General features: G+C 71.0%; 23 protein-coding genes. 13 read left to right on the forward strand and 10 right to left on the reverse strand.

The genetic code is table 11. The features are described from left to right. Positions 1–34 precede the first annotated feature (34 nt). The 3 genes from RM446_RS00670 (at position 35) to RM446_RS00680 (ending at position 6,940) form a co-directional block, all read left to right on the forward strand. Positions 35–1,444, forward strand: a complete 1,410-nt coding sequence (locus tag RM446_RS00670) for a lanthionine synthetase C family protein (protein ID WP_311543037.1) — start codon at positions 35–37, stop codon at positions 1,442–1,444. After that, a complete protein-coding gene (locus tag RM446_RS00675; protein WP_311543038.1) occupies positions 1,441–4,764 on the forward strand; it encodes a lantibiotic dehydratase in 3,324 nt (1,107 codons plus the stop codon). The genes RM446_RS00670 and RM446_RS00675 overlap by 4 nt, the downstream gene beginning before the upstream one ends. 259 nt (positions 4,765–5,023) lie before the next feature. Further along, positions 5,024–6,940 carry an ABC transporter ATP-binding protein gene (locus tag RM446_RS00680; protein ID WP_311543039.1) on the forward strand — a complete coding sequence of 639 codons (1,917 nt, stop codon included), beginning with the start codon at positions 5,024–5,026 and terminating at the stop codon, positions 6,938–6,940. 261 nt (positions 6,941–7,201) lie between these two features. Here the strand turns inward: RM446_RS00680 and RM446_RS00685 are convergent, their stop codons facing one another. Continuing rightward, positions 7,202–7,876, reverse strand: a complete 675-nt coding sequence (locus RM446_RS00685) for a haloacid dehalogenase type II (protein ID WP_311543040.1) — start codon at positions 7,874–7,876, stop codon at positions 7,202–7,204. An 82-nt stretch (positions 7,877–7,958) separates the two neighbouring features. On the opposite strand from RM446_RS00685, the gene RM446_RS00690 reads away from it, so the two are divergent. Beyond that, a complete protein-coding gene (locus tag RM446_RS00690) occupies positions 7,959–8,573 on the forward strand; it encodes a TetR/AcrR family transcriptional regulator (protein ID WP_311543041.1) in 615 nt (204 codons plus the stop codon). Here RM446_RS00690 and RM446_RS00695 read toward each other — a convergent pair. Continuing rightward, on the reverse strand, positions 8,568–9,200 hold the full coding sequence (locus tag RM446_RS00695) for a DUF302 domain-containing protein (protein ID WP_311543042.1): 633 nt from the start codon (positions 9,198–9,200) through the stop codon (positions 8,568–8,570). The two genes, RM446_RS00690 and RM446_RS00695, sit on opposite strands and share 6 nt — an antisense overlap. Positions 9,201–9,251: 51 nt before the next feature. Between RM446_RS00695 and RM446_RS00700 the strand changes: the two genes are divergently transcribed. Next, entirely contained in the window at positions 9,252–9,866 is a 615-nt protein-coding gene (locus tag RM446_RS00700; protein WP_311543043.1) for a TetR/AcrR family transcriptional regulator, read from the forward strand. 342 nt (positions 9,867–10,208) lie between these two features. Here the strand turns inward: RM446_RS00700 and RM446_RS00705 are convergent, their stop codons facing one another. The 4 genes from RM446_RS00705 to RM446_RS00720 all read right to left on the reverse strand — a co-directional run bounded on the left by RM446_RS00705 (position 10,209) and on the right by RM446_RS00720 (position 12,287). Beyond that, positions 10,209–10,844: a DUF6879 family protein gene (locus tag RM446_RS00705; protein ID WP_311543045.1), complete on the reverse strand. Its 636-nt coding sequence runs from the start codon at positions 10,842–10,844 to the stop codon at positions 10,209–10,211. Continuing rightward, a complete protein-coding gene (locus tag RM446_RS00710) occupies positions 10,837–11,106 on the reverse strand; it encodes a hypothetical protein (RefSeq protein ID WP_311543046.1) in 270 nt (89 codons plus the stop codon). Before RM446_RS00710 ends, RM446_RS00705 begins: the two co-directional genes overlap by 8 nt. Positions 11,107–11,481: 375 nt before the next feature. Continuing rightward, the gene (locus tag RM446_RS00715; protein WP_311543047.1) at positions 11,482–11,826 is read right to left on the reverse strand and encodes a transcriptional regulator; all 345 of its coding nucleotides are present in this window, start codon (positions 11,824–11,826) and stop codon (positions 11,482–11,484) included. Then, positions 11,823–12,287, reverse strand: coding sequence for a hypothetical protein (locus tag RM446_RS00720; RefSeq protein WP_311543048.1), 465 nt, complete (start codon positions 12,285–12,287; stop codon positions 11,823–11,825). Before RM446_RS00720 ends, RM446_RS00715 begins: the two co-directional genes overlap by 4 nt. Positions 12,288–12,736: 449 nt before the next feature. Between RM446_RS00720 and RM446_RS00725 the strand changes: the two genes are divergently transcribed. From RM446_RS00725 to RM446_RS00750, 6 genes are all read left to right on the forward strand, one after another. Then, positions 12,737–13,072: an ArsR/SmtB family transcription factor gene (locus RM446_RS00725; protein ID WP_311543049.1), complete on the forward strand. Its 336-nt coding sequence runs from the start codon at positions 12,737–12,739 to the stop codon at positions 13,070–13,072. Then, positions 13,072–13,794: a cation transporter gene (locus RM446_RS00730; RefSeq protein WP_311543051.1), complete on the forward strand. Its 723-nt coding sequence runs from the start codon at positions 13,072–13,074 to the stop codon at positions 13,792–13,794. The genes RM446_RS00725 and RM446_RS00730 overlap by 1 nt, the downstream gene beginning before the upstream one ends. Positions 13,795–13,827: 33 nt before the next feature. Further along, entirely contained in the window at positions 13,828–15,063 is a 1,236-nt protein-coding gene (locus RM446_RS00735) for a flavin monoamine oxidase family protein (RefSeq protein ID WP_311543052.1), read from the forward strand. Positions 15,064–15,310: 247 nt separating this feature from the next. Then, positions 15,311–15,634 (forward strand): ArsR/SmtB family transcription factor, encoded by a 324-nt coding sequence (locus RM446_RS00740; protein ID WP_311543054.1) that lies wholly within the window; start codon positions 15,311–15,313, stop codon positions 15,632–15,634. Between the two features lie 653 nt (positions 15,635–16,287). Continuing rightward, positions 16,288–16,854, forward strand: a complete 567-nt coding sequence (locus tag RM446_RS00745) for a hypothetical protein (RefSeq protein WP_311543055.1) — start codon at positions 16,288–16,290, stop codon at positions 16,852–16,854. Further along, positions 16,847–17,956: an SRPBCC family protein gene (locus RM446_RS00750; RefSeq protein WP_311543056.1), complete on the forward strand. Its 1,110-nt coding sequence runs from the start codon at positions 16,847–16,849 to the stop codon at positions 17,954–17,956. Before RM446_RS00745 ends, RM446_RS00750 begins: the two co-directional genes overlap by 8 nt. 281 nt (positions 17,957–18,237) lie before the next feature. Here the strand turns inward: RM446_RS00750 and RM446_RS00755 are convergent, their stop codons facing one another. From RM446_RS00755 to RM446_RS00765, 3 genes are all read right to left on the reverse strand, one after another. Continuing rightward, entirely contained in the window at positions 18,238–18,465 is a 228-nt protein-coding gene (locus tag RM446_RS00755) for a hypothetical protein (protein WP_311543057.1), read from the reverse strand. A 48-nt stretch (positions 18,466–18,513) separates the two neighbouring features. Beyond that, positions 18,514–19,323, reverse strand: a complete 810-nt coding sequence (locus RM446_RS00760; protein WP_311543058.1) for a hypothetical protein — start codon at positions 19,321–19,323, stop codon at positions 18,514–18,516. A 497-nt stretch (positions 19,324–19,820) separates the two neighbouring features. Further along, positions 19,821–20,234 carry an arsenate reductase ArsC gene (locus RM446_RS00765; protein WP_311543059.1) on the reverse strand — a complete coding sequence of 138 codons (414 nt, stop codon included), beginning with the start codon at positions 20,232–20,234 and terminating at the stop codon, positions 19,821–19,823. Positions 20,235–20,397: 163 nt separating this feature from the next. On the opposite strand from RM446_RS00765, the gene arsB reads away from it, so the two are divergent. Next, positions 20,398–21,504 (forward strand): ACR3 family arsenite efflux transporter, encoded by a 1,107-nt coding sequence (gene arsB, locus RM446_RS00770; protein ID WP_311543060.1) that lies wholly within the window; start codon positions 20,398–20,400, stop codon positions 21,502–21,504. A gap of 149 nt (positions 21,505–21,653) precedes the next feature. Here arsB and RM446_RS00775 read toward each other — a convergent pair whose 3' ends face one another. Beyond that, positions 21,654–22,022 (reverse strand): ArsR/SmtB family transcription factor, encoded by a 369-nt coding sequence (locus RM446_RS00775; RefSeq protein WP_311543061.1) that lies wholly within the window; start codon positions 22,020–22,022, stop codon positions 21,654–21,656. 60 nt (positions 22,023–22,082) lie between these two features. On the opposite strand from RM446_RS00775, the gene RM446_RS00780 reads away from it, so the two are divergent. Then, positions 22,083–23,162 (forward strand): flavin-containing monooxygenase, encoded by a 1,080-nt coding sequence (locus RM446_RS00780; RefSeq protein WP_311543062.1) that lies wholly within the window; start codon positions 22,083–22,085, stop codon positions 23,160–23,162. Positions 23,163–23,215: the final 53 nt, after the last annotated feature.

Below are 23,215 nucleotides of genomic sequence, written 5' to 3' on the forward strand. Positions count from 1 at the left end.
CACCGAAATGGCCGAGAGAGGGAACGACGCAACCATGGAGTCTCGTTCCGTGGAGAAGGTGACCGACGACGAGGTCCTGCGGCTGGCTCGCGAACTGGCCGACCGGCTCGCGGAACCGGCCGGCGGCGCCGCAGCGAAGACGGACCTCGCCGACGGTGCCCCCGGCATCGCGCTCGCCCTCCGGTACGCCGCCGAAGTCTTCGACGACGACAGCTACTTCAAACAGGGCCGGCTCCTCCTGAAGCGCACCGCCGAGGCGAGTGCCGCCGCGCCCTTGCTCGCACCAGGTCTGTACCTCGGCGCCGCCGGTGTCGTCTGGACGGTGACCGAGTACGCCCGTCTTGAGCCGCGCTACCTCCCGACGCTGGCCACGATGGCCGACCGGCTCGCCCGGCAGACGCTGGCGATCACACTCCACACCACCGCGGGAAGCGTCGCCTCCCACGATTACGACGTTATGGGGGGCGCGGCAGGCTGGCTCGCAGCGCTCCGCAAGGCGGCCGGCGTCCTCGGCGGGCGCGCGACGGACGCGACCGGGGAGGCCGCAGACCGCCTCGCCGACTACCTGGTGGAACTGACCCAGGACGACGGCGGCAGGCTCAGGTGGTTCTGCGCGCCCTCCCACTTCCCCAGCATTCCGGGCCCCGACGGACAGCCGACACCGCTTCCGGGATACGTGAACCGGTTCCCCGACGGCGTGTACAACCTGGGCTTCGCCCACGGGCCGCCGGGGATCCTCGCGGCCCTCTGCCGCCCCGACGCCGGCCACGCGGCCGGAGACGCACGGCCGCACCGGGTACGACAGGGAGTCCGCGCCCTCTCCCGGACGCTCGGAGCGCTGCGCATCGACGGCCTGCACTATCCGGCGTGGCCCAACCTCCTACTGCCCCACCCGGACTCCGGGCGCCCCGACACCGATGCTCCGCAGGTACCCGCCAGAAGCGCGTGGTGCTACGGCGCGCCCGGTGTCGCCGCGTCCCTGCTGTCGGCCTCGGCGGCCTGCGGGGACCCGGAGCCGACCGACCTCGCGATTGCAACGCTCCTCGGTATCGACCACACCCCTGCCGAGTACCAGCGCATCAACTCACCGACGCTGTGCCACGGTCTGGCCGGGCTGCTGACCATCTACGGCCGCGCCGCCACCCAGACGGGCGTGCCGGAACTGCGGCGCATGCACGACGAGTTCCTGTCGCGGATGTGCTCGTACGCGCACCCGGACCACCCCTACCTCTTTCCCGACTACGACCCATGGGGAGGGCGGGAGCACAGTCCCGGGCTGCTGACCGGTGCTGCCGGCGTCCTGCTCGCCCTTCTCGGCACCGTGTCCGAGGCGGCGGCCGAGTGGGACGAACTGCTGTTCCTGACTCCCAGGCCGCCGTGCGGGGACGAACCGGGCGGGACCGAGGCGGCAATCGGGGGCGACCGAGGCGTGGGGGAGCAATGAGCGAGAAGGCCACCGAAACCTACAAGGCCAGCGGGTTCTTCATGCTGAGGGCGCCGGCCCTGCCGGCGCGCCCGATGCTCGAACTGCTCAGATCGCTTCCCGTGGCGGACGGCGCCACCGTGCGAGACGTCGTGCACGGAGACGCCGCGCGCGGCGACGCCTGGCAGGACTCCTACGCGGACCAGCTCCTCAAGCTGTGGCGGACCCCGGGCGTACCGGACGCCGTGCGGGCCGCCTCGCCTCATCTGACCGACGCCGTGGAGCGCTTCGACGGCCTCACCGGCCGGAGCCGGCGGAAGGCCGTCCGCGGCCTCAGCCGCTACCTGAACCGGATGAGTTTCCGTTCGACACCGTTCGGCCTCTTCGCGGGCGTGACCGCCGGCGTGTTCGGCGAGGAGCAGAGCACCCGGCTCGGGCATTCCGCCCTCGGAACCGCCCGCGCGCGTGCGGACTCCGGGTGGGTTATGCACCTGGTGAAGCGGCTCGCCTTCGGCGCCGAGCGCCCCCGCGACCTGCGATTGCGGCGCAACGACCTGCTCCATGTGGCCCGCGGCCGGGTGTGGCTGTCCACCGCCGAGGGGTACGGAATCAACGACGGGGCCGCGGCCCCGCACGGCGGCGGGGGGCGAACCGCTCCCAAGGGCCGACGTTCCGTCAGCGTGCAGCTCACCTCGCCGGTGCGGACCGTGCTCGACCACACCCGTACTCCGACGACGTTCGGCGACCTCGCCGCCGTGCTGACCGAGGCTTATCCGAACGCCGGCGCTGAGCGTATCGCGGCCCTCCTCGACGGCCTTTTCGACAGCGACATCCTCATCACCGCCGACCGCCCCCGAATGCTGGTCCCGCCGACCGGCGGCACGGACCGCGACGACTCCCTGCTGTGTTCGATGCTGCCGCCGGTCACCGACCCCGCCGTCGCGCGGGCGATCGACGACGTCGAGGCCGCGATCAGCGCGTTCAACCGGGGTGAGCTCCCGGTACCGGAACTGCTCGGGGCGGCGAGCGCACCGATGCCCGACAGCATCGCCGGCCACTCGGGCCCCCTCCTCCAGATCGACTCGACACTGAACCTGGACGCGCCGCTGGTCCTTCCCCGGCCGGTGGCCGACCTGGCCGAAGAGGCCGCCCACCTGTTCCTGCGGGTGGGAGCGGAAGACCGCTACCCGACGCATCTCAAGGAGTACGCCGACGCGTTCTCCGCGCGGTACGGGCACGGCTCCGAGATCCCCTTGCTGGAGGCACTGACCCCGGAGACCGGCCTCGGCCCGCCGCGCAGGTACATCTCCCCGGGGCAGGCGTACCCGCTGCCCGGTGTCGTCCCGTCGCCCGCGGACCGGTCGGAGCTGCCGGACGGGCCGACTCGGGAAGCCGTGCTGAACCGGATGGCGGCCGGGGCCCTAGCCCGCCGGGAGCTGAGCGTCCAGCTCGACGACCGGCTGCTCGACGAACTCTCCGAGGTCTCGGCCGCCGAGAACGACCACCGGCCGCCGATGCCCGCGCTCGATCTGCACCTCGCCCTTCAGGCACCGGGCCCGGGCCGTGCTCACTGGCGCGGCATCTGCAGCACAGCCGGGGTAGTGATGGGCGGTCGGACCTTCGCCCGCTTCCACGATCTTCTCGACGACGGGACCCGGGCATCGCTGCACGGGCTCGCCGCCGCGGAGGAGCAGCGCCAGGGCGACGCCGTCTGCGCCGAGCTGTCCTCCCTGCCCCAGGACGCCCGGTCCATCAACGTCACGATCCGTCCCGTCGCGCACACGTGGGAACTCCCGGTCAACGTCACGCCCGGCCGGGACGAGGAGCATGTGATCCGGCTCGACGACGTCCTCGTCGGCGTGGCCGACGGAATGCTCTACCTGCGCAGCCGCACGCTGGGCCGGCGGCTGCACGTCACCGACCGCACGATGCTCAACTGGGCCGGTGCGCCCGACCCCTGCCGGTTCCTGCTGGAGGTCTCCCAGGCCCTCTCGGGCACGGTCTCCTGGTTCAGTTGGGAAAGCCTGGGCTGGAGCATGCCGTTCCTGCCCCGTGTCGAGCGGGGCAACCTGGTGTTGCGCCGGGCGCGCTGGCGGCTGCGACCTGGCGAGCTCACCCCGGCCCCCGGCGGCGACGGGGACGGAGCCGGGTCGGCAGCGTTCGCCGACGCCGTCGGCGCCTGGGCCAGGAAGTGGATGGTCCCCCGCCTGGTCAACATCATCGCCAACGACAACACCTTGCTGCTCGACCTCACCAGCGCCCCTTCCCTGCGCGAGCTGCACGACAGCCTGGAACAGGCTCCGGCTGACGGGATCACCCTGGAAGAGGTCCTGCCAGCGCCCGACGAGGGCTTCCTGCGGGATACCGACGGCGAACCGTACGCCTCCGAGATCGTGGTGCCCCTCGTACGGACCAGCGAGGACCCGGGCCGCGTGGCCCGGCGCATCCAACCCCGTCCGGTCCGGGACACCACCGATGCCGCGGAACGGTCCAAGCGGATCGGCAGCGACTGGCTGGCCGTGAAGCTCTACGCAGAGCCGGACGCGCACGACACGTTGCTGGGTGTGGGCCTGGCCGGACTCATCGCGCGGCTGTCCGAGGAGTACGGCGTGTCCGCTCCGTTCTTCCTGCGCTACGGCGATCCAGCCCCTCACCTGCGGGTGCGGTTCTTCGTGCCCGAGAAGGACGCGCGAGGGGACGTCCTGCGCGAGGTGACCGCCTGGGCGTACGACCTCGCCAATGGCGGGCACATCGCGGACCACACCTTCGTCGGCTACCAGCGCGAGGTCGAGCGGTACGGCGGCCCCGGGCTGATCGACGCGGCCGAGGAATGGTTCCGGGAGGACAGCGCGGCCGTCGTCCGGCTCCTCGGGCGCCTCCGCGGCTCTCCGACCGGTCTTCCGGGTCTCCCGGACCTCGGCCTGGAGGCGTCCGAGGAACGCACCGCGCTGGTCGCCCTCACCCTCGACCGGCTGTGCGCCTCCCTGGTCCCCGACCCCGAGGCGCGTCACGCCCTCGCCCGCGTCGTGGGGGGCGGCAACGCAGGCGGCGGCCTGTACCGTACGGCAGGGCGCGTCCTGTGGACCGCCCGCGCCGAAGACGGCCCGGTCCGCGAACTGCTCGACCAGGCCACCGCCACGTGGCACCCGGCCGCGGAGCGGCTCACCCGACGGATGGCGGCGCTGGAGCGGACGGGCGGACTCCAGGAGGGGCGGACCCCCATCGTCGAGGCGCTGCTGCACATGCACTGCAACCGCATGGGGCTGCGACCCACCGAGGAGGCGGACTCCTACGGGGTGTGGCGGCGCCTTCTCGACCGGGCCGCGCACGCCTCCCGCTGAGCCACGGATCCGGCCACCGCCCCGCGTCGCCGCCGCCCGGTCCGCGGGAGGCCGGGCCCTACCCGCCGTGGCGCCCGCGCACCGGTGGGCGGAGGAGGATCGAACGCCTGTCCGTTACCCTTGCTGCGCCAATGCGGCTGGGGCGGCCGGTCGTCGTGGCAGTCCACCACACGCTCTTTCGCCTGATGGGAGTCGCATGCGCCTGCCGCGCAGGAAGCGGAAACCCGCTCCGCCACCCGCCCACGCCCCCCAGGAGCAGATGGCGACGTCGAAGGTCTCGCCCTACCTCGACGAGCTCAGCGCGACCTCGCTCTGGCACATGTCGACCCGACTGCCCCGCCTGATCGGGCTCGCCTGGACCTGGGCGTGGCGGGCCGCCCCCTGGGACACCGCGGCGACCATCGGCCTGAACCTGGCCGCCGGGGTGTTCACCGCGGTGGGCCTGTTCGCCGTCACGGGCGTGCTGGAGCCCTTGTTCACCGGGGGCCCGACGCCGGAGCGCGTGCTGGCGGCGCTGCCGTCGCTGGCGCTGGTCGCCGCCGCCTACGCCGCGCGGGCGCTGCTCCAGGCCGGGGCGGGCTGGGCCCAGGCCCGCCTGCGTCCGCAGGTCGAGCGCCTCACCGAACTCCACCTGTTCGACCTGACGAGCAGGATCCGGCTGGACTCCTTCGACGACGCGGATTTCAACGACACGATGTACCGGGCGCGCGACCGCGGCCAGTACGAGGCGGCCCAGGTCATCTCCTCCGCTGTCGACTTCCTCACCAGCATGGTCAGCATCGTCGCCGCGGCCGGTGTGCTGGCCGTGCTGCACCCGCTACTGCTGCCGCTGCTGGCGCTCACGGTCATCCCCGACGGGTGGGCGGCGGCCCGGGCCGCGCGCATGCGCTACGAGCGGCTCCGCGACCTCACCCCGGGGCGGCGCCGCAAGTGGGCGCTGGGCGACATGCTCGCCTCGCGCGACTCCGCCGCGGAGCTGCGGGCGTTCACCATGCGCTCGTTCCTGCTCGCGGAGTACACCCGCATCTCCGACATTGAGCGGGCGGCGATGCTGGCCGTGGCGCGCAGGCAGACGGTGACCCGCCTGTTCGGAGAGGGGGCCGGTGGCGTGGCGACGGCCGTGACGTACGCGGCGCTGGGCGGCCTGCTGATCGTCGGGGCGATGCCGCTGGCCGTGGCGGGGACGGCGGTCTTCGCGATCCGCACCGCCCAGTCGTCGCTGTCGACGCTGCTGTTCGCGCTGTCGGCGACCTATGAGTCCGGGCTGTACTTCTCCGACTTCCTGGAGTTCTCCCGCGGGGCCGCGCGGCGGCTGCCCGAGGCGCCCACGGCGCAGGACCCCGCCCGGCTCTCCGAGGTGCGGACGCGCGCGGTGGTGTTCGCCTACCCGGGCGAGGAGGAGCCCGCGCTCGACGGCGTCGACATCGACATCACCCGGGGCGAGGTCGTGGCGCTGGTCGGGGAGAACGGCTCCGGAAAATCGACCCTGGCCCGGCTGCTCGCCGGCCTCTACACGCCGCAGTCCGGCGCGATCACCTGGAACGGGACCGACATCGCCGAGATCGACCCCGACGCGCTGCGGGCACGCATCGGACTGGTCAACCAGGAGTACACCCAGTGGCCCCTGTCGGCCCAGCGCAACGTCACCATGTCCGCCGAGGCCGACGGCGCCCGGCTGGCGGAGGCCGCCCGCCTCAGCGGCGCCGACGAGGTCGTCGCGGGCCTCGCGCGCGGGTGGGACACGATCCTGGACAAGCGGTTCGCCGACGGGGCGGATCTGTCGGGCGGGCAGTGGCAGCGGGTCGCCTCGGCGCGCGGCCTGTACCGCGACGCCGACCTGCTGATCGCCGACGAGCCCACCGCCGCCTTGGACGCGCGTGCGGAGAAGCGGCTGTTCGAGAGCCTGCACGCGCACGCCAAGGGCCGCACGGTCCTGCTGATCACGCACCGGCTCGCCTCGGTGCGCATGGCCGACCGGATCTATGTGCTGGACAAGGGCCGGGTCGTGGAGCACGGCGACCACGAGCACCTGATGGCGGGCGGCGGGCTGTACGCCGAACTGTTCCGGATGCAGGCCCAAGCCTACGAAGAGAGCATGCCCCGCAAACACGACGCCGGACCGGGCACCTCGGTGCACAGCCTGCTTGCGGAAGAGACGCCGGGACTCACCCACTGAGCCATTCGCGGCCCCGCCACGTCCGCGACGCCCTGACTCACAACGGGGACGCGACGAGGCGTTTCGTGGGATCCTCCCGTGCCGCGACGTGGACCCCCGATTCCCCGGACGCCCCGATTCGCCGAACAGTGGTCGGGCCGCCGCCGGGCGACTGCTGGTCGCCACGCTCCTAGGCGCGACGGCCGTCGAAGCCATGTCCCTCGCCCACGGGCTCGGGCCCCTCCTCCTGGCCGGCGTGATCGGCGAAGCCGAGGGCCGGCCTCAGCGGGAGGGGAGCTGCAGTAGGCCTTCGGCGACCTCGACGAGGTCGGTACCACTGACGTCGGGCTCCGTGAAGACGTCGCCGTAGCGGCCTTCCAGCCGCGAGCACCAACCGGTAGTGCAGCCGGCGCGCTTGGCTCCGTGGCAATCCCAGGCGTGCACGGCGACCAGCGCCATGTCGGCCGGTGTCGTTGCGAGTTCGCCGGCGGCGACGCGGTAGATCGAGGGCGCGGGCTTCCAGATACCGGCCTTGTCCGCAGTGACGACCTGGTCCACGTGCTGTGCCAGGCCCGCTCGTTCCAGAAACCACGCGGTGTTGTCGGCGCTGCCGACAGTCAGGCAGCCGACGCGCAGCCCGGCGCCGGACAGTCGCCGCAGCGCCGGTTCGGCGTCGGGGTGCGGGGGCAGGTGGCCGAACCCGTCGAGTACGTGGTCGATGTCGGCCTCGGTGGCGGTGTGGTGGGTGTCGGTGCGCAACGCTTGCCGTGCCACCGCCTCGAAGGACCCGTAGTCCCCGGCGAGGACCAGTGCCATCGAGTCGCGCTGGAAGCGCATGAACCACGGCTGCAGCAGCTGGGCGGGTTGGCCGATCTCCTCCAGCCGCGCGCGGAGCGGATCCAGGTCCAGCAGGGTTTCGAGCACATCGAAAGCGACAGCGTGCGGGCGAGTGGTCACGAAGCTCCTTCTGTTGGTGGTGCAGCTTCCTTCCTAGTACTGTACATACCGGTTTGTATAGTCGGCGCTCCGGGAGGCGACAGTGGCAGCACCGAAGCGAAGGGCCGAGGGAGGTCCCGGGGCGGCGGATCGCATCCTGGCCACCGCTTCCGCGCTGTTCTACGAGCGCGGCATCCGAGCGACGGGGGTCAATACGATCGCCGAGCAGTCCGGAGTAACGAAGGTCACCCTCTATGCCCACTTCGGGTCCAAGGACGGGTTGGTGGTAGCGCACCTGCGCGCCCGGAATCAACGGTGGTGGGCCGAGTTCGACGGGCACCTCGCCGGGTGTGCGACCGCCGAGGAACGGCTGAGGGCGATGTTCGAGGCCTACCGGTCCTGGGTCCTGGCGGGCGATTTCCGCGGCTGCGGCTTCGTCAACGCCTCCATCGAGCTCACCGCCCCCGAACATCCCGGACACGCCATCATCAGCGACCATAAGGAAGGCATCCGGTGCTGCCTCGAAGGCATCGCAACCGACGCCGGATGCCGGCACCCGGCGAAGGCGGCCGAGGAATGGCGCCTCCTGCTGGAAGGAGCCACAGCGATCGCATCGCTGCGGCACAGCACCGAACCCTTCGACCACGCTCGCCAAGCCGCCCTGCGCCTACTGCCGACCGCGCACCCCGGGCTCGACGGAGGACCCGAGCGGTCATAGCGAGCGCGCGAAGCTGCAAGCCCGCTCTCGCCCGCCAGCCGGGGACCGAGGCCACGAGGGGGCGACACCGAGTCCGATCAAGTCAAGCCGTTGCGCGGGGAAACCGGCGGTAGCTGGACCGGGCACGCGGCGGCGCCCTACGGGTGGCCGCCACGCCCCGCCACGCTCCGCATCGCCGACCCGGTCCGGTGCACGTCCTCGATCCGCACCCCCGGCATAGGCCCCAGGAGCAACGCGGCCAACGTGCCCCGAGGACGCGGCCGCTGGTGCCGCCCGCCACGGGGAAGCTGGTGATCTGTGCGGCGAAGATGCTGGCTGCCGCGAATCCGGCCATGGGGGCGAGCCATGCGTGAGTCCGGGATTGCACGCGCCGAGGATGACGGAGGGCTCCATCGCCGCGCTCGGCTTCTCCTGGAGCGTGGCCTGGACGTCGATCTCGGCCAGCGTTGGGCGATCTACATGCTCATCACGAGGGGTACTGGGGTGAGGCCCAGCCGGTGCCCACTCATCGCAGGGCTCCGCGGACCGGGACAGAGGCGACCGGCATCCAACCGCGTGCTGCAGGCGGCCCACAGGGCGCGGGAACGGGGAGGCGCGGCGGACGACACCCGACCCCCCTTGATACATACGTATCAGGCTGGCATGAACGTATCACCGGCTGTAGGAGATAATCGTCCGGTGTCACGACCCGAACGCCGCGAAGAGATCCTGGACGCCGTCGAACGCATCCTCGGCAGGGACGGTGCGCATGCGGTCACCATGCGCGCGGTGGCCGCCGAGGCCGGGGTGTCCCTGCGCCTGGTCCAGTACTACGGCAAGGACAAGGCCCAACTGCTGACGGCGGCGCTGGATCGCCTCGCCGACAAGAGCATCCGGCGATGGCGGGAACGGTCCGCGGAGCTGTCCGCGAGCCGGCCCGGGGACGCCCTCAAGGCGTTCTTCGACGAGGCCCTGCCCACTGACGAGGCCAGCCGTGCGTTCCATCGCGTCGGCGTCTCGCTCGAACTCCTGGCGATCACGCAGCCGGACGTCGGCGCCACCGCTTATCGCAATCATCTGCGCGCGCTGGCCGACCACCTTGCCGAGGTCCTGAGCCCAGCCGGCGCCATGGACACCGCCGAATTCGGACGCGCCGCCGAACCGGCGCAGGGTGCGCGGAGGACGGCCGTCGAAGCCATGTCCCTCGCCCACGGCATCGGGACACTCATCATGGCCGGCGTGGTGGGCGAGACCGAGGCCCAGGAGTTGGTGCGCGACTACCTGCACCGCATGGAGGAGCACCGGGCCGATTGAGGAGCAGGTGCACCTACCGCCGGGGGGCCGGGGGTGCTCGCCACCTGGGCGGTCAGCGCTTCACGGCCCTCCAGCTCGCCGCGGTGGCGGTGCCGCGCACCCAGCTTTTCGCGCCTCAGCGCCCGGCGCTGAGGGCGAACTCACACGCAAGCCGTAGCCGTACCTCCTCCCTGCCGTCGATCCCGAGTTCGTGTCGGCCGCGCTGGGCGCTGAGGCCGCGATCATCGCGCACAGGGTCGTGTCCCCGGTGGCGCCGACCGACGCCATTACCGGGGGTGAGCAGGTCCCGCCACACGGCGGACATTTGTGTGGGGCGCTCCTACGCAGACCGCCCCACGACCCTCAAACCGCCGGGAAACCCCCGACACTGCCGCGCGCCGGGGCCTTCGAGGCGATCTCTCGCTCGAAAAAGCCCACGAACGGTTCCGCCTGCTCGTACAACTCGGACACACTTCGTGCTGCGGCACGCGCCAGCGCGGGGTCGTCGACGCGCTTCGCCCCGGCCGGAACTCCGTTCTCGTCGTAACGGATGTGGTAGAGGACCTGACCGCCGTACACCATGAGCTCCGGAAGCGGGTACCCGCTCTCGAAGTGGCGGATGAGCCCTGCGTCGAGCACGCGAATCTCGAAACCGCACTCGACGAATATCCGGTGGCTATGCGCCTCCCAAACCAGGTAGGCCGTGGGCGGAAGTGCGACGATGCGCAGCCGCCGCAGCCGCAGGCCCAACCGCTCGTAGCTCTGACGCTCCGCGCGAATGTCCTCGCGCTCGCTTTCGAAGATCTCCAGGACGCGATCCCAGTCACCGGAGCAGAACGCCTCCCAGGCCGGATCTCCCGACTCGGAGAAGACCTGTGACCGCTCCAGTTTCCAGACGTCACCGGTCATGGCCGGATCCGCGCGCAGGGCGGCGGCGTCAGCGTGGTAGGCGCGGCGGTCCATGACCGCGCCCTCAGCCGCGCGCACGGCGTCAAACATCAGAGATGTCCGGCTTCGCGGCTCGCAACATCTTCCCAGGGATGACCACGAGCCGCTCGTCGGCGCCTATGCTCAGCCCGGTCGGCAGGCGGTCGCTGAAGCGTTCGGTGACGTCGCGCCCCACGATCGCCACATCGCCGTTGTCGAGTTCCCAGATCTCCGGGCAGTCGTCGTTGGTGCGGCTTTGTTCCAGTTCGGCGGCTGTCTTCCCGAGACGCTGCTTGAACTGGGCGTCGGGCTTCACGTCCCACAAACGTTCCACTGGGATCCTCCTGTGTTCAGAAGCGGGAGAGAACCATTCCCGCCTCGGCGCGTTGGACACCCGACACCCTATGAATGGCGGAATCCGGCCAGGCGAAGGCATGACCGATTCAGTTTCGCCGCCGCGGCCTTGCTCTCGGCCAGACTGGGGCGTCACGGTGGACCGACAACGAGCCTCGCGCGCCTCCGCCCGCGCTTCGCCGAGCACGTCGCCCGCCAGAGCCGGCGGCACTTCGTGCCCTCCGGTGGACAGGCCGAACGGACTCCGCGTCGCCTCTCGGTACCGGTACCGGTACCGGTATTGGTACCGGTATTGGTACCGGTATTGGTACCGGTATTGGTGCCGGTGCCACTCCTCGCGTCCGGGGCCTCGGCCTCAGGGCCCCCGGTCGACCGCCGAACCCAGCTCGGTCAGCCAGGCCAGGTGGCTCGCCAGGACCGCGCGCCCGACCGGGGTCAGGCGGAACCAGGTCTTCGGTCGGCGCCCGACCGCTCCCTTGCGGACTTCGAGCAGCCCCGCATCCTCAAGGGTGCGGCTGTGTTTGGAGACCATCGAGTCGCTGACGTCGAGCAACGTGCGGGCGGTGGCGAATTCGATCCAGTCGGCTCCCTGTAGGAGCGCGCACATCGCCAGCCGCGGGCCGGTCTCCAGGATCGGGTGGCGCCCGGGGGCGTCCGGCCCCTGAGCAGCCTCCCCACCCGGGCTTGGGGATGCGGTCACGGGGTGACCCTGCCGTCCTCGATACTGCGGCGCATGGCCGAGCGGATGAGCACTTGGCCCACGAGCATGACCGCGGCGACGGGCACCAGCACTGCGAGCGCGAGGCCAGGGAGGCCGCGGTCGACCAGTGCGCTGATGCCCAGGTAGCCGGCCCCCGTGGCGGCCAGGGTGGTGATCCACAGGAGTCGGGCACCGGGGTAGGAGGTGACGCGGCGCGGCAGGTACACGCCGCTGCGTCGCCGCCGGATCACCGCGTAGGCCGCCGAGATCAGGACCGCTCCGAGGAGAGCCCACTGGAAGTAAAGGCCGCTGCCGGGAAGGAGCGAGGTCCAGATCGGAAGGCCGGCGATCAGCACGCTCGCGGCCGTGAAGAAGACCCAGTAGGCGACGGGGAATCCGGCCTGGGCGGCGAGCTTGCGGCGGGCTTCGGCAACCTGGTCGAGCTCGGGGGTGTCGGTCATATGTTCTCCTTAATCGGCATCTACTTTCTACATGGAAAGTAGATGCCGATAGACGGAGTGTCAAGTCTGATCGGTGCGAGGACCGCGAGCGCGCCGCACTTTCTCGGGCCGGGAGCCGGCCGTCACCGGTAGTGCACCCCGCGCGGACCCGGCTCCAGATCTCCCAGACCTCCAGGCCTCCAGGCCTCCAGACCTCCAGGCCTCCAAGCCTCCAGGCCTCCACCGGCATCGAACGGGCGCGCGGTTTCCGCTCTCCGCCCGCATCGCCGCCGCCCCCCGGCACCGGCACCGCGGAACCCCCGCACACGCCCGCCGTCACCGCCGCGACCGGTCGGCACGGCGCCCTCCTTTCGCCCGCCTCAACGACGACACCCCCGGATCGCGACACGGATTCACGGATCATGGATTCAGGGGTTTCAGGATTCACGATTTCTTGTACCATTGAGTCCATGCTGACCGTCGCCACCGACATCGACGCCCTGTCCCGCTTCGGCCGCGCCCTGGCCGACCCGATCCGCTGCCGGATCCTGATGCTGCTGCGCGAGGCGCCGGCCCACCCCGCCGACCTGGCCGAATCCCTCGACATCAGCCGCACCCGCCTGTCCAACCACCTGGCCTGCCTGCGCGATTGCGGCCTGGTCGTGGCCGTCCCCGTCGGGCGGCGGGTGCGCTACGAGATCGCCGATGCCCGGCTGGGCCACGCCATCGACGACCTGCGCTCGGCGGTGCTGGCCGTCGCCGACGACAAGCGCTGCGCCGAGGCCGACGAGAAGGACTGCTGCTGATGGCCTTCCAGATCGCCCCATACGTCTCCGAGCAGCGCAAGCGGACGCTCATCCGGCGCGTGCGCCTGCTGGTGGCGGCCACCATCGCCTACAACCTCGTCGAGGCCGTCGTCGCCCTCACCGCCGGAGCGCTGGCCTCCTCCACGGCGCTGATCGGCTTCGGCCTGGACTCGGTCATCGAAGTCTCCTCAGCGGCCGCGGTGGCCTGGCAGTTCTCCGCGCGCGAGGCAGCCGTGCGGCAGGACCGCGAACGCCGGGCACTGCGCGTCATCGCGATCTCGTTCTTCGCACTGGCCGCCTACGTCACCTTCGAGGCGGTGCGTTCTCTGATCAGCGGCGGCGAGGCCGAGACCTCGCTGAGCGGCATCCTGCTCGCGGCGTTGTCGGTGGTCGTGATGCCGTTCCTGTCGCTGGCCCAGCGCCGCACCGGCCGCGAACTCTCCTCGGCCTCGGCGGTTGCCGACTCCAAGCAGACCCTGCTGTGCACCTATCTCTCCGCGGCGCTGCTGGTCGGGCTGCTGCTCAACGCCCTGCTCGGCTGGACCTGGGCCGACCCGCTGGTCGCCCTGATCATCGCCGGTGCCGCCGTCAAGGAGGGCCGCGAAGCCTGGAAGGGCGACGCCTGCTGCGCTCCGAACGGGATGGCCGTCGCCGTCGGCGCCGACACCGCCGAAGGCGACTCCTGCGGCTGCGGCCCCGACTGCTCCTGCTGCGACGACTGAAGGGTGGGCATGCCGCGCTGTCACGATGCCGTGGTGGTGGGGGCCGGGCTCTGCGGCCTGGTCGCCGCCGCCCGGTTGCGTCGGGCCGGGGCCGATGTGGTCGTGGTCGAGGCCGGCAGCGAGGTCGGCGGGCGTACCCGCTCACGCCGGCTGGGCGGACGCGCCGTCGACGTGGGCGGCGAACTCGTCGGCCGCGACTACACCCGGCTGCGCGGACTCGTCGCCGCCCTCGGGCTGCGGCTGGAGCCGGCCGCTCCAGCGCGGCCGCGCCTGCTCGTCGATCCGCGGGCGCGTCCGCAGCTGAGCCCGCCGACCGCGGCCGGTCTCGCCGCCGTGGCCGCACGGCTGCACCACCTCTGCGGACTGGTACCCGACCACGCACCGTGGCAGGCGCCGCTCGCCGACCGCCTCGACGCCCTCTCCCTGCAGGACTGGTTGGACCGGGCGCCGGTGGACGAACGCACCGCGCGCTTGCTGGGGGCGGCGGCCCAGGCCTTCACCACCGCACCGCCGCACGCGTTGTCCCTTCTGGCGTTCCTGCAGTGGTTGAAACCGGCCGGCGGCCTGTCGGCGCTGTGGCGTGAGACCCCCTGGCGCATCCGCGGCGGCGCACAGCAGGTCGCCGTTCGCCTGGCCGCCCGACTCGGCGACCGCGTCGTCTGCGCCAGCCCCGTCCAGGCGATCGAGCAGGACGGCGCCGAGGTCGCGGTGCACACCGAAGGCGGCGAGGTGCGGCGCGCGCGGCGGGCCGCCGTGTGCACGCCGCTGGCCGCCACCGACTCAATCGCGTTCACCCCGCGCCTGCCGTCCACCCAGCGCCATCTTCTCGACGAGGTGCGCAGTCCGGCCGTCACCAAGCTCCTCGCCGCCTCCGCCGACGTGCCCCGCCGGGGCGTGCTGGCGGCCGGAAACGCCGTGATTCCGCTGGCCATGGCCGACGACCAGCACGCCGTGGGCTTCGCCTACGGCTCCGACACGGCTCTGCCGACCTGGCACCTGCGTGACCGCCTGGCGACCGTGCTCGGCCTGGACGCCGATGCCATGGCACCAGACGGCATAGCCCATGCCTGGCACGAGGAACCGTACATCGGCGGTGGCTACCCCGCCTTTGCCCCCGGACAGCTCACCCGGCACGGCCCCGCCCTGCGCACCGCCCTCGACCGGGTGCACTTCGCCGGCGCTGACCGCGGCACGTGGCCGGGAACGATGGAGGGCGCCGTGCGCGACGGCGACCGCGTCGCCGCGGAGATCGGCACCCGGCTGGGCTGACTCGTGGCCATCGCGCGCGGCCCGACCCACTGCGCCTCGAGATCGGGGGCGAGGCGGTCGAGTCCACGAGGCCGGGACCCCGTTGATCTTGTAGCTATCGTGAAGAAAAACGATTTCCAGTGACGATAGCTACAAGATCAACGGTGATACGGCGACTTCAACCGCGTGGCCGCCGGTTGCCAACGGCCTCTCATGCGGGACCGGGACCGCGATTGACGCCCCCGCCCGGCCGTGGTGATATCGAAACATGCTGATGTCGCAGTCGCCGGACGAGTCCCTCACCCAAGCCGCCGTAGGGTTGTTCGGCGACCCGCTGCGGGCCCGGATCGTGCGGTTGCTCGCGAGCGAGCAGATGTGCACCTGCCATCTGATCGAGCAGACCGGGGCGCGGCAGACGACGGTCAGCCACCACCTGCGCCTGCTGCGCGAGGCCGGGCTCGTCGAGACCGAACCCCGCGGCCGCTACACCTACTACCGGCTGCGCCCGGAGGCCATCGCCGCGGCCGCCGAGGGCCTGGGCGACCTCGCCGCCCAGGCGGTCGAAGCACGGGACCGCTACCGTCCGTGTTGAAGCGCGCCTCCGCACCCCACCGGCGACCAGCGCACGCCCGGCGCTGCGTTCGACGGCAGGGAAGCCAGGGGTAAGGCGCGACAGGGAAGTTCCCAGCATTCTTCAATCCTCTGGATGGGAAAGGTAAACGCGAAGTCCCTTGCAACGCACATCGCGGTCTCCCGCGGCCCGGAGGAGAACGTTGAGTTTGATGCTGTTCTTCCGTTCTTGTGTTTCGTTGCCTACTTTCGGGTAGTCGCCGCGCGAAGGGATACCAGCCCTCTGTGCGGATGCTGTTGCCGGGCAGGGGTGCGGTGGGAGCGTCGCTTTGGAGGATCGGATCCCGGCGCAGTGCTTGCTCGTCGGCTGCGGCGTTGAACGCGACGTCCGGGAGGAAATGCCGGCGGGCGTCTTCGCGACGGAGCCGGGAGCCCTGTTGCGCGGGCACCCGATGGCCAAGCAACAGCGCTGATCAGGACCGGCCTTGAGGAGCTGGCCGCACTGCTCCGGATCGCCCGCTGGGGCATGCGCCGACTGCCCCGCCCGCAAGGAGGAGCACTGCGTCCTTCCGACGTCCGGTGAATTCGCCGCAGTCGACGGGTTTTCCGGACCGCATCCATGAGGCCGAGCGCTTACTTACCCGACGACCAGTGACCAGGTAAAGGTGGTCTCAAATGGGACGTATCGACAAGCCCACGAAGATCGTCGCCGCCGCTGTCGGCGGCTATGTTCTCGGCAGGCGCAAGAAACTGAAGCTCGCCGTCGGCCTCGGCCTCTTTCTGGCAGCGAAGAAGCTGGACCTCGATCCGCGGACGCTTATGAAGGAACTCGGTGAGCTCCCGGCGGTCACCGAACTGAAGGACCAGGCCCGCGGGCAGCTCAGCACCGTCGGCAAGGACGTGGCCGGGAGCATGGTCACCGCCTGGGCAGGCGGCTTGGCCGACTCGCTGAACGAACGGAGCGAGCGGTTGCGCAGCGGAACCGCTGAGGTGGGGGAGCCGTCCGGAGAAGCCGGGGAACCGTCCGACCAGGACAGCGGCAGGGGCACCGAAGCGGCCGGGAAGGAGAAGGCGCCTGGAGGCGGCGAGGCGAATGCCCCGGCGGGCCAGCGAGGTGCGGACGGCAAGAGCGCCGGCGGTCGCGCCCGAGGCAATGGAAGGGGTGCCGACGAGTCCCGGTCGACCGCCCGTTCGCGCAGCACTCGCAAGAGCAGCGACCATGAAGGTGATCAGCATGGCTGAGAAGAGCACCGGCCCTCTATCGCGGTTGCGTGAGGCGGCAGACAAGAACGAGGGCACGGCCAAGCTCGCTGACGCGGTCCAGGGCTACCTCACCGCCAAGGCCACGAGTACTACCAGTGGCATGGCGAAGAAACTCGCGGGCTATGCCGAGCGGCTCACTTCGGGAGACGCGGGCGGATCTGCGCAAGCGGTCGCAGAGGGGGGCAAGAAGCTCCTTCAGGGCAAGGGGCCGGTCGGCGCCGCAGCCGGGGCGGTCGGCAAGGGCGCCGAGGGCGTCAAGGGCGCCAAGGACGCGACCAAGGGTCTGCTGGGCAAAGTGTCCGGTGGCAGCGGTGGCGGTGGCGGCGGTGGCGGCGGTGGCGGCGGTGGCGGCACCAAGGCCATCAACATCGTCGAGAACATCGACGTGGGGGTTCCGCTGCGCGCCGCCTACAACCAGTGGACCCGCTACCCCGACTTCGGCCGCTTCGCCAAGGGCGTACTGAGCGTCGAGGAGGAGGACGACACCACGTCCAAGTGGACGGCCAAGATCTTCTGGTCGACCCGTAGTTGGAAGGCCACGATCACCGAGCAGATCCAGGACTACCGGATCTCATGGACGAGCGAGGCCGACAAGGGCACCACGAAGGGCGTGGCGACCTTCCACCCGCTAGGTGAGAGTCTCACCCGCGTGCTGCTGGTCGTCGAGTACTACCCCAAGGGGTTCTTCGAGAAGACGGCCAACCTCTGGCGGGCCCAAGGGCGTCGGCTGCGGTTGGACCTCAAGCACTACCGTCGCCAAGTCATGATGATGGCCCAGCCCGAGGCCGAGGAGTTGGAGGGCTGGCGCGGCGAGATCCGAGATGGTGAGGTCGTCCTCAGCCACGACGACGCACTGGAGCTGGAGGAGGCCGGCCTCACAGCGGAGCAGTGGGCCGAACTCGACGAGCTCGACGAGCTCGACGAGGACGAGCGTGCCGAACTCGACGAACTCAACGAGGACGAGCTTGCTGAGCTGGCGGAGCTTGCCGAGCCTGATGATGAGGAGGAGGAAGAGGAGGGCGAGTACGCCGCCGAATACGAGGAGGAGGAAGAGCAGGAACAGCCCGCTGCGCGGCGTTGACCCCGGGGGCCGTTCCCGACGGGGGCTGGACACTTGTCCTCTGCGGCGCCGTGGCCGCGCAGGCTGCATTCTCGTGGCGGAGGTCGCCCAATGGGCGGCTGACACGGGCAGCCCGCTGCAGGGAAGCGGCAGTCGGATGGACGCATCCCGAGCGAGCCGTCGGATGGCCCCGGCAGCACTCACCGGAATGCGCCTGTGGCGGACTGGGGCCATGGCTCATCCGGTGGTGTGCGGCGCGGGCGGCCTCACCGGCCGCCCGGACCGTCCTCGTGAGCGCGCTGTCAGTCCTCTCGGCTGTCGAGCCGGTCCTGGTCGGTCAGACGACTCGCAATCCGGTAGTCGACGTGGATATCCCGGTAGGTGACTCCGGGTTCCACCTCATCGGGCAGATTGGTGCGGTCGCTGCCAGAGGCGGCGTCCTGCTCCGCGTCGCCTGGAAAATCCACCGTGACCTCCGGTACTTCACTGAAGGTCAGCTCCTCCGCCTTTACCGAGGCGCTGATCTCCACGTCTCCCCGGCGCGGTCGTGACGGTTTGCCCATAGTCCTCAGTCCACCTCAGGTGTCCTTGGTCCTTCTCACCGCGCTCCCACTAGTCCGCTTTCCGGACTTGCCAGCGCCCTTCCCGACCCTGCGCGCGGACTTACCCGCGCCTTCGGCTGTCCTCCCGGCCCCCCTGCCGGTCCGCCTTGCGGACTCGCCTGCGCCTTCGACTGCTCGGCCAGCGGCTTTGCCTGCGCTCTTGCCGACTTCGCCCGCACCCTCGCCGACGTCCTCGACCGCACCGCCGACGTCCTCCACCGCGCTGCCAGCACCCTCGCCGACGTCCTCGACCGCAGTGCCAGCACCCTCACCGACCTCCTCGACCGCACCGCCGACGTCCTCGACCGCAGTGCCAGCGCCCTCGCCGACCTCCTCGACCGCGCTGCCGGCACCCTCGCCGACCTCCTCGACCGCGCTACCGGCGCCCTCACCGACGTCCTCGACCGCGCTGGCGGCCCCCTCACCGACCTCCTCGACCGCACTGCCGGCACCCCGGCCGAGTTCACCCACGGCCTGGCCCGCGCCGCTCCCTACGTCCTCAAGCGTGGACTGCAGGCCGCGGGTCAGGTTCTCCAGGATCTGCGGGTTGTTGTCGACCGTTTCCAGGACCCGCTCGATGATCGAAGCGACATTGTCGAGACGCACCTTCAGCAGGGCCTGCGCCTCGACCCCCTTGATGGTGAGACCGACACGCCCGAGCTCGACATCCGCACCCACATTGAGTTTCACCAGGTCCAGGACCTCGGCCTGCAAAGAGACCCGCGCCCGAAGGTTCTCGACCTCGAGCTCGATCTCGTCCACCTTGACGACCGGGACGTCGAGCAATACATCCGGCTCTTCGGAAACGGATCCGCGACTACCGCCATCAGGCCCTTGCGGCCTCCGCGAGAGTTTCCTCTCGTCGTCCCGCCTCCGCTTGGCGGGCCTCTCCCCACCGTCTTCACGCGTCCGGGTGGGCGGCCGCGTCCTGCCCTGGCCGTCGCTGTCGTGTTCAGGCATGTCCCCCCCTACGACATCCTGGGCGCCGTCTCGGCCGATAAGCGACGCTACGCGTCGCTACGGCCGATCCGGCGCGCGGCAGCACCGGCACAGACGATCCCGCTGCGCTTCACGGCGCTCCGCATACCGACGCCATTTCCCTGGGCTGATCCGGCGAAACCGTCTGACCTGGGGACTTTCGCAATCATCACCCTGGAATAGGCAACATCGCCCGGACGGGGCTGCTGCGGTACTCCTCGGCACCGCTGCACCTGAGAAGGCTCATGGGGGCTAAGGCGCGCCCTCGTGCCCCCGCTGCAGCGGGGGCACGAGGGCGCGCGGCGTCACTCGCGCGGAGCCACGCCCAACTCCTCCAGCAGCCCTTCCACTCGGCGGCGGATCTCGTCGCGCACCGGCCGGACCTTCTCCAGCGGCTGCCCCGCCGGGTCGTCCAACTCCCAGGCGAGGTAGCGCTTGCCGGGGAAGATCGGGCACGTGTCGCCGCAGCCCATGGTGATGACGACGTCGCTGGCCTCGACGGCACCGGCCGTCAGGACCTTGGGCTGCTCGGCGGTGATGTCGATACCCACTTCGGCCATGGCCTCGACGGCGACCGGGTTGATCGCCTCGGCGGGCTCGGACCCGGCGGAGCGGACCTCGACCCGGCCCCCCGCGAGCCGGCGGAGATGCCCGGCCGCCATCTGGGAACGGCCGGCGTTGTGGACGCAGACGAAGAGCACACTCGGTTTGTCCGACACGGGACTCGCCTTTCTGGACCGGCCCGGCGGGCGACGGCGCGACCGCCGAGCGGCGGCCACCATCCGAACTTATCAGCCGTTCTTGATATCAGTCTTCTTCGATGTAACCTGACTCCCGGACCGTGCAGCCCAGCCCGACCATCCCGACCATGAGGAGTCCAGGATGACCCGACCGGATACCGGGGCCGCAACCACCGGTACGACCCGACCGCCGCGGTTGTCGACGCTGGACCGCTTCCTCCCGGTGTGGATCGGCCTCGCCATGGCCGCCGGTCTTCTGCTGGGCCGCTGGATCCCCGGTCTGCAAGGCGCGCTGGACGCCGTCAAGGCGGGCGGCATCTCCGTGCCGATCGCGATCGGCCTGCTGGTGATGATGTACCCCGTGCTGGCCAAGGTGCGCTACGACCGGCTGGACTCGGTCACCCGCGACCGCCGGCTGCTGGTCTCCTCGCTGGCGATCAACTGGCTGGTGGGACCGGCCGTGATGTTCGCCCTGGCCTGGATCCTCCTGCCCGACCTCCCGGAGTTCCGCACCGGGCTGATCATCGTCGGCCTGGCCCGGTGCATCGCCATGGTGATCATCTGGAACGACCTGGCCTGCGGCGACCGCGAGGCCGCGGCCGTGCTCGTCGCCTTGAACTCGGTGTTCCAGGTGCTGGCCTTCGGCCTGCTCGGCTGGTTCTACCTGGACCTGCTGCCGGGCTGGCTGGGGCTCGACCAGAGCGGCATCGACGTCTCGGCCTGGGAGATCGCGGCGATGGTGGCGGTCTTCCTCGGCCTCCCGCTGGTCGCGGGCTACCTCACACGCACCCTGGGCGAACGCGCCAGGGGCCGCGCCTGGTACGAGGACCGCTTCCTCCCCCGGATCGGCCCGCTCGCCCTCTACGGCCTGCTGTTCACCATCGTGATGCTCTTCGCCCTGCAGGGCGAGGCCATCACCTCCAACCCGCTGGACGTCGCACGCATCGCCCTGCCCCTGCTCACCTACTTCGTCCTGATGTGGGGCCTGTCGATGCTGCTGGGCCGGGGCATCAGGCTGTCCTACGAGCGCTCGACCACCCTCGCCTTCACCGCCGCGGGCAACAACTTCGAATTGGCCATCGCCGTCGCCGTCGGCGTCTTCGGAGTCACCTCGGGCCAGGCCCTGGCGGGCGTCGTCGGCCCGCTCATCGAGGTGCCCGTGCTGGTCGGGCTGGTCTACGTCTCCTTGTGGGCGCGGCGCTTCTTCGTCGGGCCTTCGCCTGTCGCGCCGGCTCCCGACCGCGCGTGAACTCAGCCGGGCAACGGCCCGGGGTTCAGACGGCTCGGCGGCTCATCGCCGCCGAGCCGTTCGGCGCTCGGATGTCGGCGGAGCCCGGCGCCGCCGCTTGGCGCATCGCGGGCGGTGCTGACGGCGGCCCCTCCCGTGTGCACCTCCGGTCAGCAGCAGTAGCGCAGGTAGGTCTGGAGGTCGGTGAGGGCTTCCATGGTCCGGTCGCGATCGGAGCTGTAGAGCACGATCTTGCCCTCGCGGCGGGACGCCAGGATTCCGCCCCGGCGCAGCAGGGCGAGCTGCTGGGACGCGGTGGACTGCCCGATGCCGATCCGCTCGGCGACCTCCCCGACCGCCAGCTCCGCCCCCTGAGCGAACAGCAGCATGATGCGCTGGCGGGTCGGGCTTGCCAGCGCCTTGAGGAAGTCGTGCGTGGCCTCGCTCAGTTCGCCCGCGGCCTGCCCGCCGCATGCCGCATCGGGTTCCGCCCCGGTGTCCGAGGCATCGCCGACTCGCGCGTCCGCCGACTCAGTCATGCCCTCGATCATTCCACATCGTCATATCGTTATTTCACGATTTTACGATATGATCCGCGCATGAGCACACCTGACGACACCGTGATCATCGTCGGCGGCGGCCAGTCCGGACTGGCCGCCGCCCGAGCGGCGCGCGACGCCGGACTGCGCCCGCTTGTCCTGGAGGCGGGAGAGCGCCCGGTCGGCTCCTGGCCGCACTACTACGACAGCCTCACCCTGTTCTCGCCGGCTCGCCACAGCGCGATTCCCGGCGCTCCCTTTCCCGGCGACCCCGACCGCTACCCCCACCGCGACGAAGTGGCCGCCTACCTGGAGCGCTACGCCGCAGGCCTCGACGTCGAGATCCGCACGAACACCAGCGTGGAAGCCGTCGAGGCCGACGGCTCCGGGTTCGCCGTCCGCACCGCCGACGGCCGCACCCTTGCCGCGGCGGGCGTCGTCGCGGCCGGCGGCTCCTTCACCAGCCCTCACGTGCCCGAGCTGCCCGGACAAGAGGACTTCTCCGGCGAACTGCTGCACGTGGCCGACTACCGCAACCCGAAGCCCTACGCAGGCAAGCGTGTCGTCGTGGTCGGCGGCGGCAACTCCGCGGTCCAAGTCGCCTACGAGCTCTCTCCGGAGGCGTCGGTCACCCTGGCCACCCGCGCCCCCGTCCGCTTCCTCCAGCAGCGGCACAATGGCCGCGACCTGCACGACTGGCTGGTCGACACCGGCTTCGACCGCCTGCCGCCCGAGTGGTTGATCCACTACGTGGGAGGCACCCTGGTCATGGAGACCGGCGACTACGAGAACGCCTTGAATTCGGGCCGGATGGACCGGCGGGAGATGTTCACCGCCTTCGACGGCGACGGCGTCGTCTGGGCCGACGGCGCCCGGGAACCCGTCGACGCCGTCGTCTTCGCCACCGGCTACCGGCCCGCACTCGACTACCTGCGCCCACTCGGCGCGCTGAATGCCGCCGGCGCGCCCCTGCACACCGGCGGCATCTCGGCCACCCATCCCGGACTGGCCTATGCGGGCCTGGAGTTCCAGCGCTCGTTCTCCTCCAACACCCTGCGCGGGGTCCACCGCGACGCCGAGCACGTCATCGCGCCACTGGCCGCCCACGTGCGAAAGGCCCCGGCCGCGGCGGGACTCTGAGGACGTTCCCGCAGACAACCTGCGGCCGCCCGGGCGGCTGCCGCCCGCCGATC

This window comes from Streptomonospora wellingtoniae (assembly GCF_031845375.1).
GTDB lineage: Bacteria > Actinomycetota > Actinomycetes > Streptosporangiales > Streptosporangiaceae > Streptomonospora > Streptomonospora wellingtoniae.

Coding starts and splice junctions, on each gene's coding strand:
- RM446_RS00740 (WP_311543054.1), top strand. CDS start 15,311: ATGCTGATGTCGCAGTCGCCGGACGAGTCCCTCACCCAAGCCGCCGTA.
- RM446_RS00745 (WP_311543055.1), top strand. CDS start 16,288: ATGGGACGTATCGACAAGCCCACGAAGATCGTCGCCGCCGCTGTCGGC.
- RM446_RS00680 (WP_311543039.1), top strand. CDS start 5,024: ATGGCGACGTCGAAGGTCTCGCCCTACCTCGACGAGCTCAGCGCGACC.
- RM446_RS00670 (WP_311543037.1), top strand. CDS start 35: ATGGAGTCTCGTTCCGTGGAGAAGGTGACCGACGACGAGGTCCTGCGG.
- RM446_RS00725 (WP_311543049.1), top strand. CDS start 12,737: ATGCTGACCGTCGCCACCGACATCGACGCCCTGTCCCGCTTCGGCCGC.
- RM446_RS00780 (WP_311543062.1), top strand. CDS start 22,083: ATGAGCACACCTGACGACACCGTGATCATCGTCGGCGGCGGCCAGTCC.
- RM446_RS00750 (WP_311543056.1), top strand. CDS start 16,847: ATGGCTGAGAAGAGCACCGGCCCTCTATCGCGGTTGCGTGAGGCGGCA.
- RM446_RS00720 (WP_311543048.1), bottom strand. CDS start 12,287: ATGACCGACACCCCCGAGCTCGACCAGGTTGCCGAAGCCCGCCGCAAG.
- RM446_RS00705 (WP_311543045.1), bottom strand. CDS start 10,844: ATGTTTGACGCCGTGCGCGCGGCTGAGGGCGCGGTCATGGACCGCCGC.
- RM446_RS00695 (WP_311543042.1), bottom strand. CDS start 9,200: ATGTATCAAGGGGGGTCGGGTGTCGTCCGCCGCGCCTCCCCGTTCCCG.
- arsB (WP_311543060.1), top strand. CDS start 20,398: ATGACCCGACCGGATACCGGGGCCGCAACCACCGGTACGACCCGACCG.
- RM446_RS00675 (WP_311543038.1), top strand. CDS start 1,441: ATGAGCGAGAAGGCCACCGAAACCTACAAGGCCAGCGGGTTCTTCATG.
- RM446_RS00775 (WP_311543061.1), bottom strand. CDS start 22,022: ATGACTGAGTCGGCGGACGCGCGAGTCGGCGATGCCTCGGACACCGGG.
- RM446_RS00730 (WP_311543051.1), top strand. CDS start 13,072: ATGGCCTTCCAGATCGCCCCATACGTCTCCGAGCAGCGCAAGCGGACG.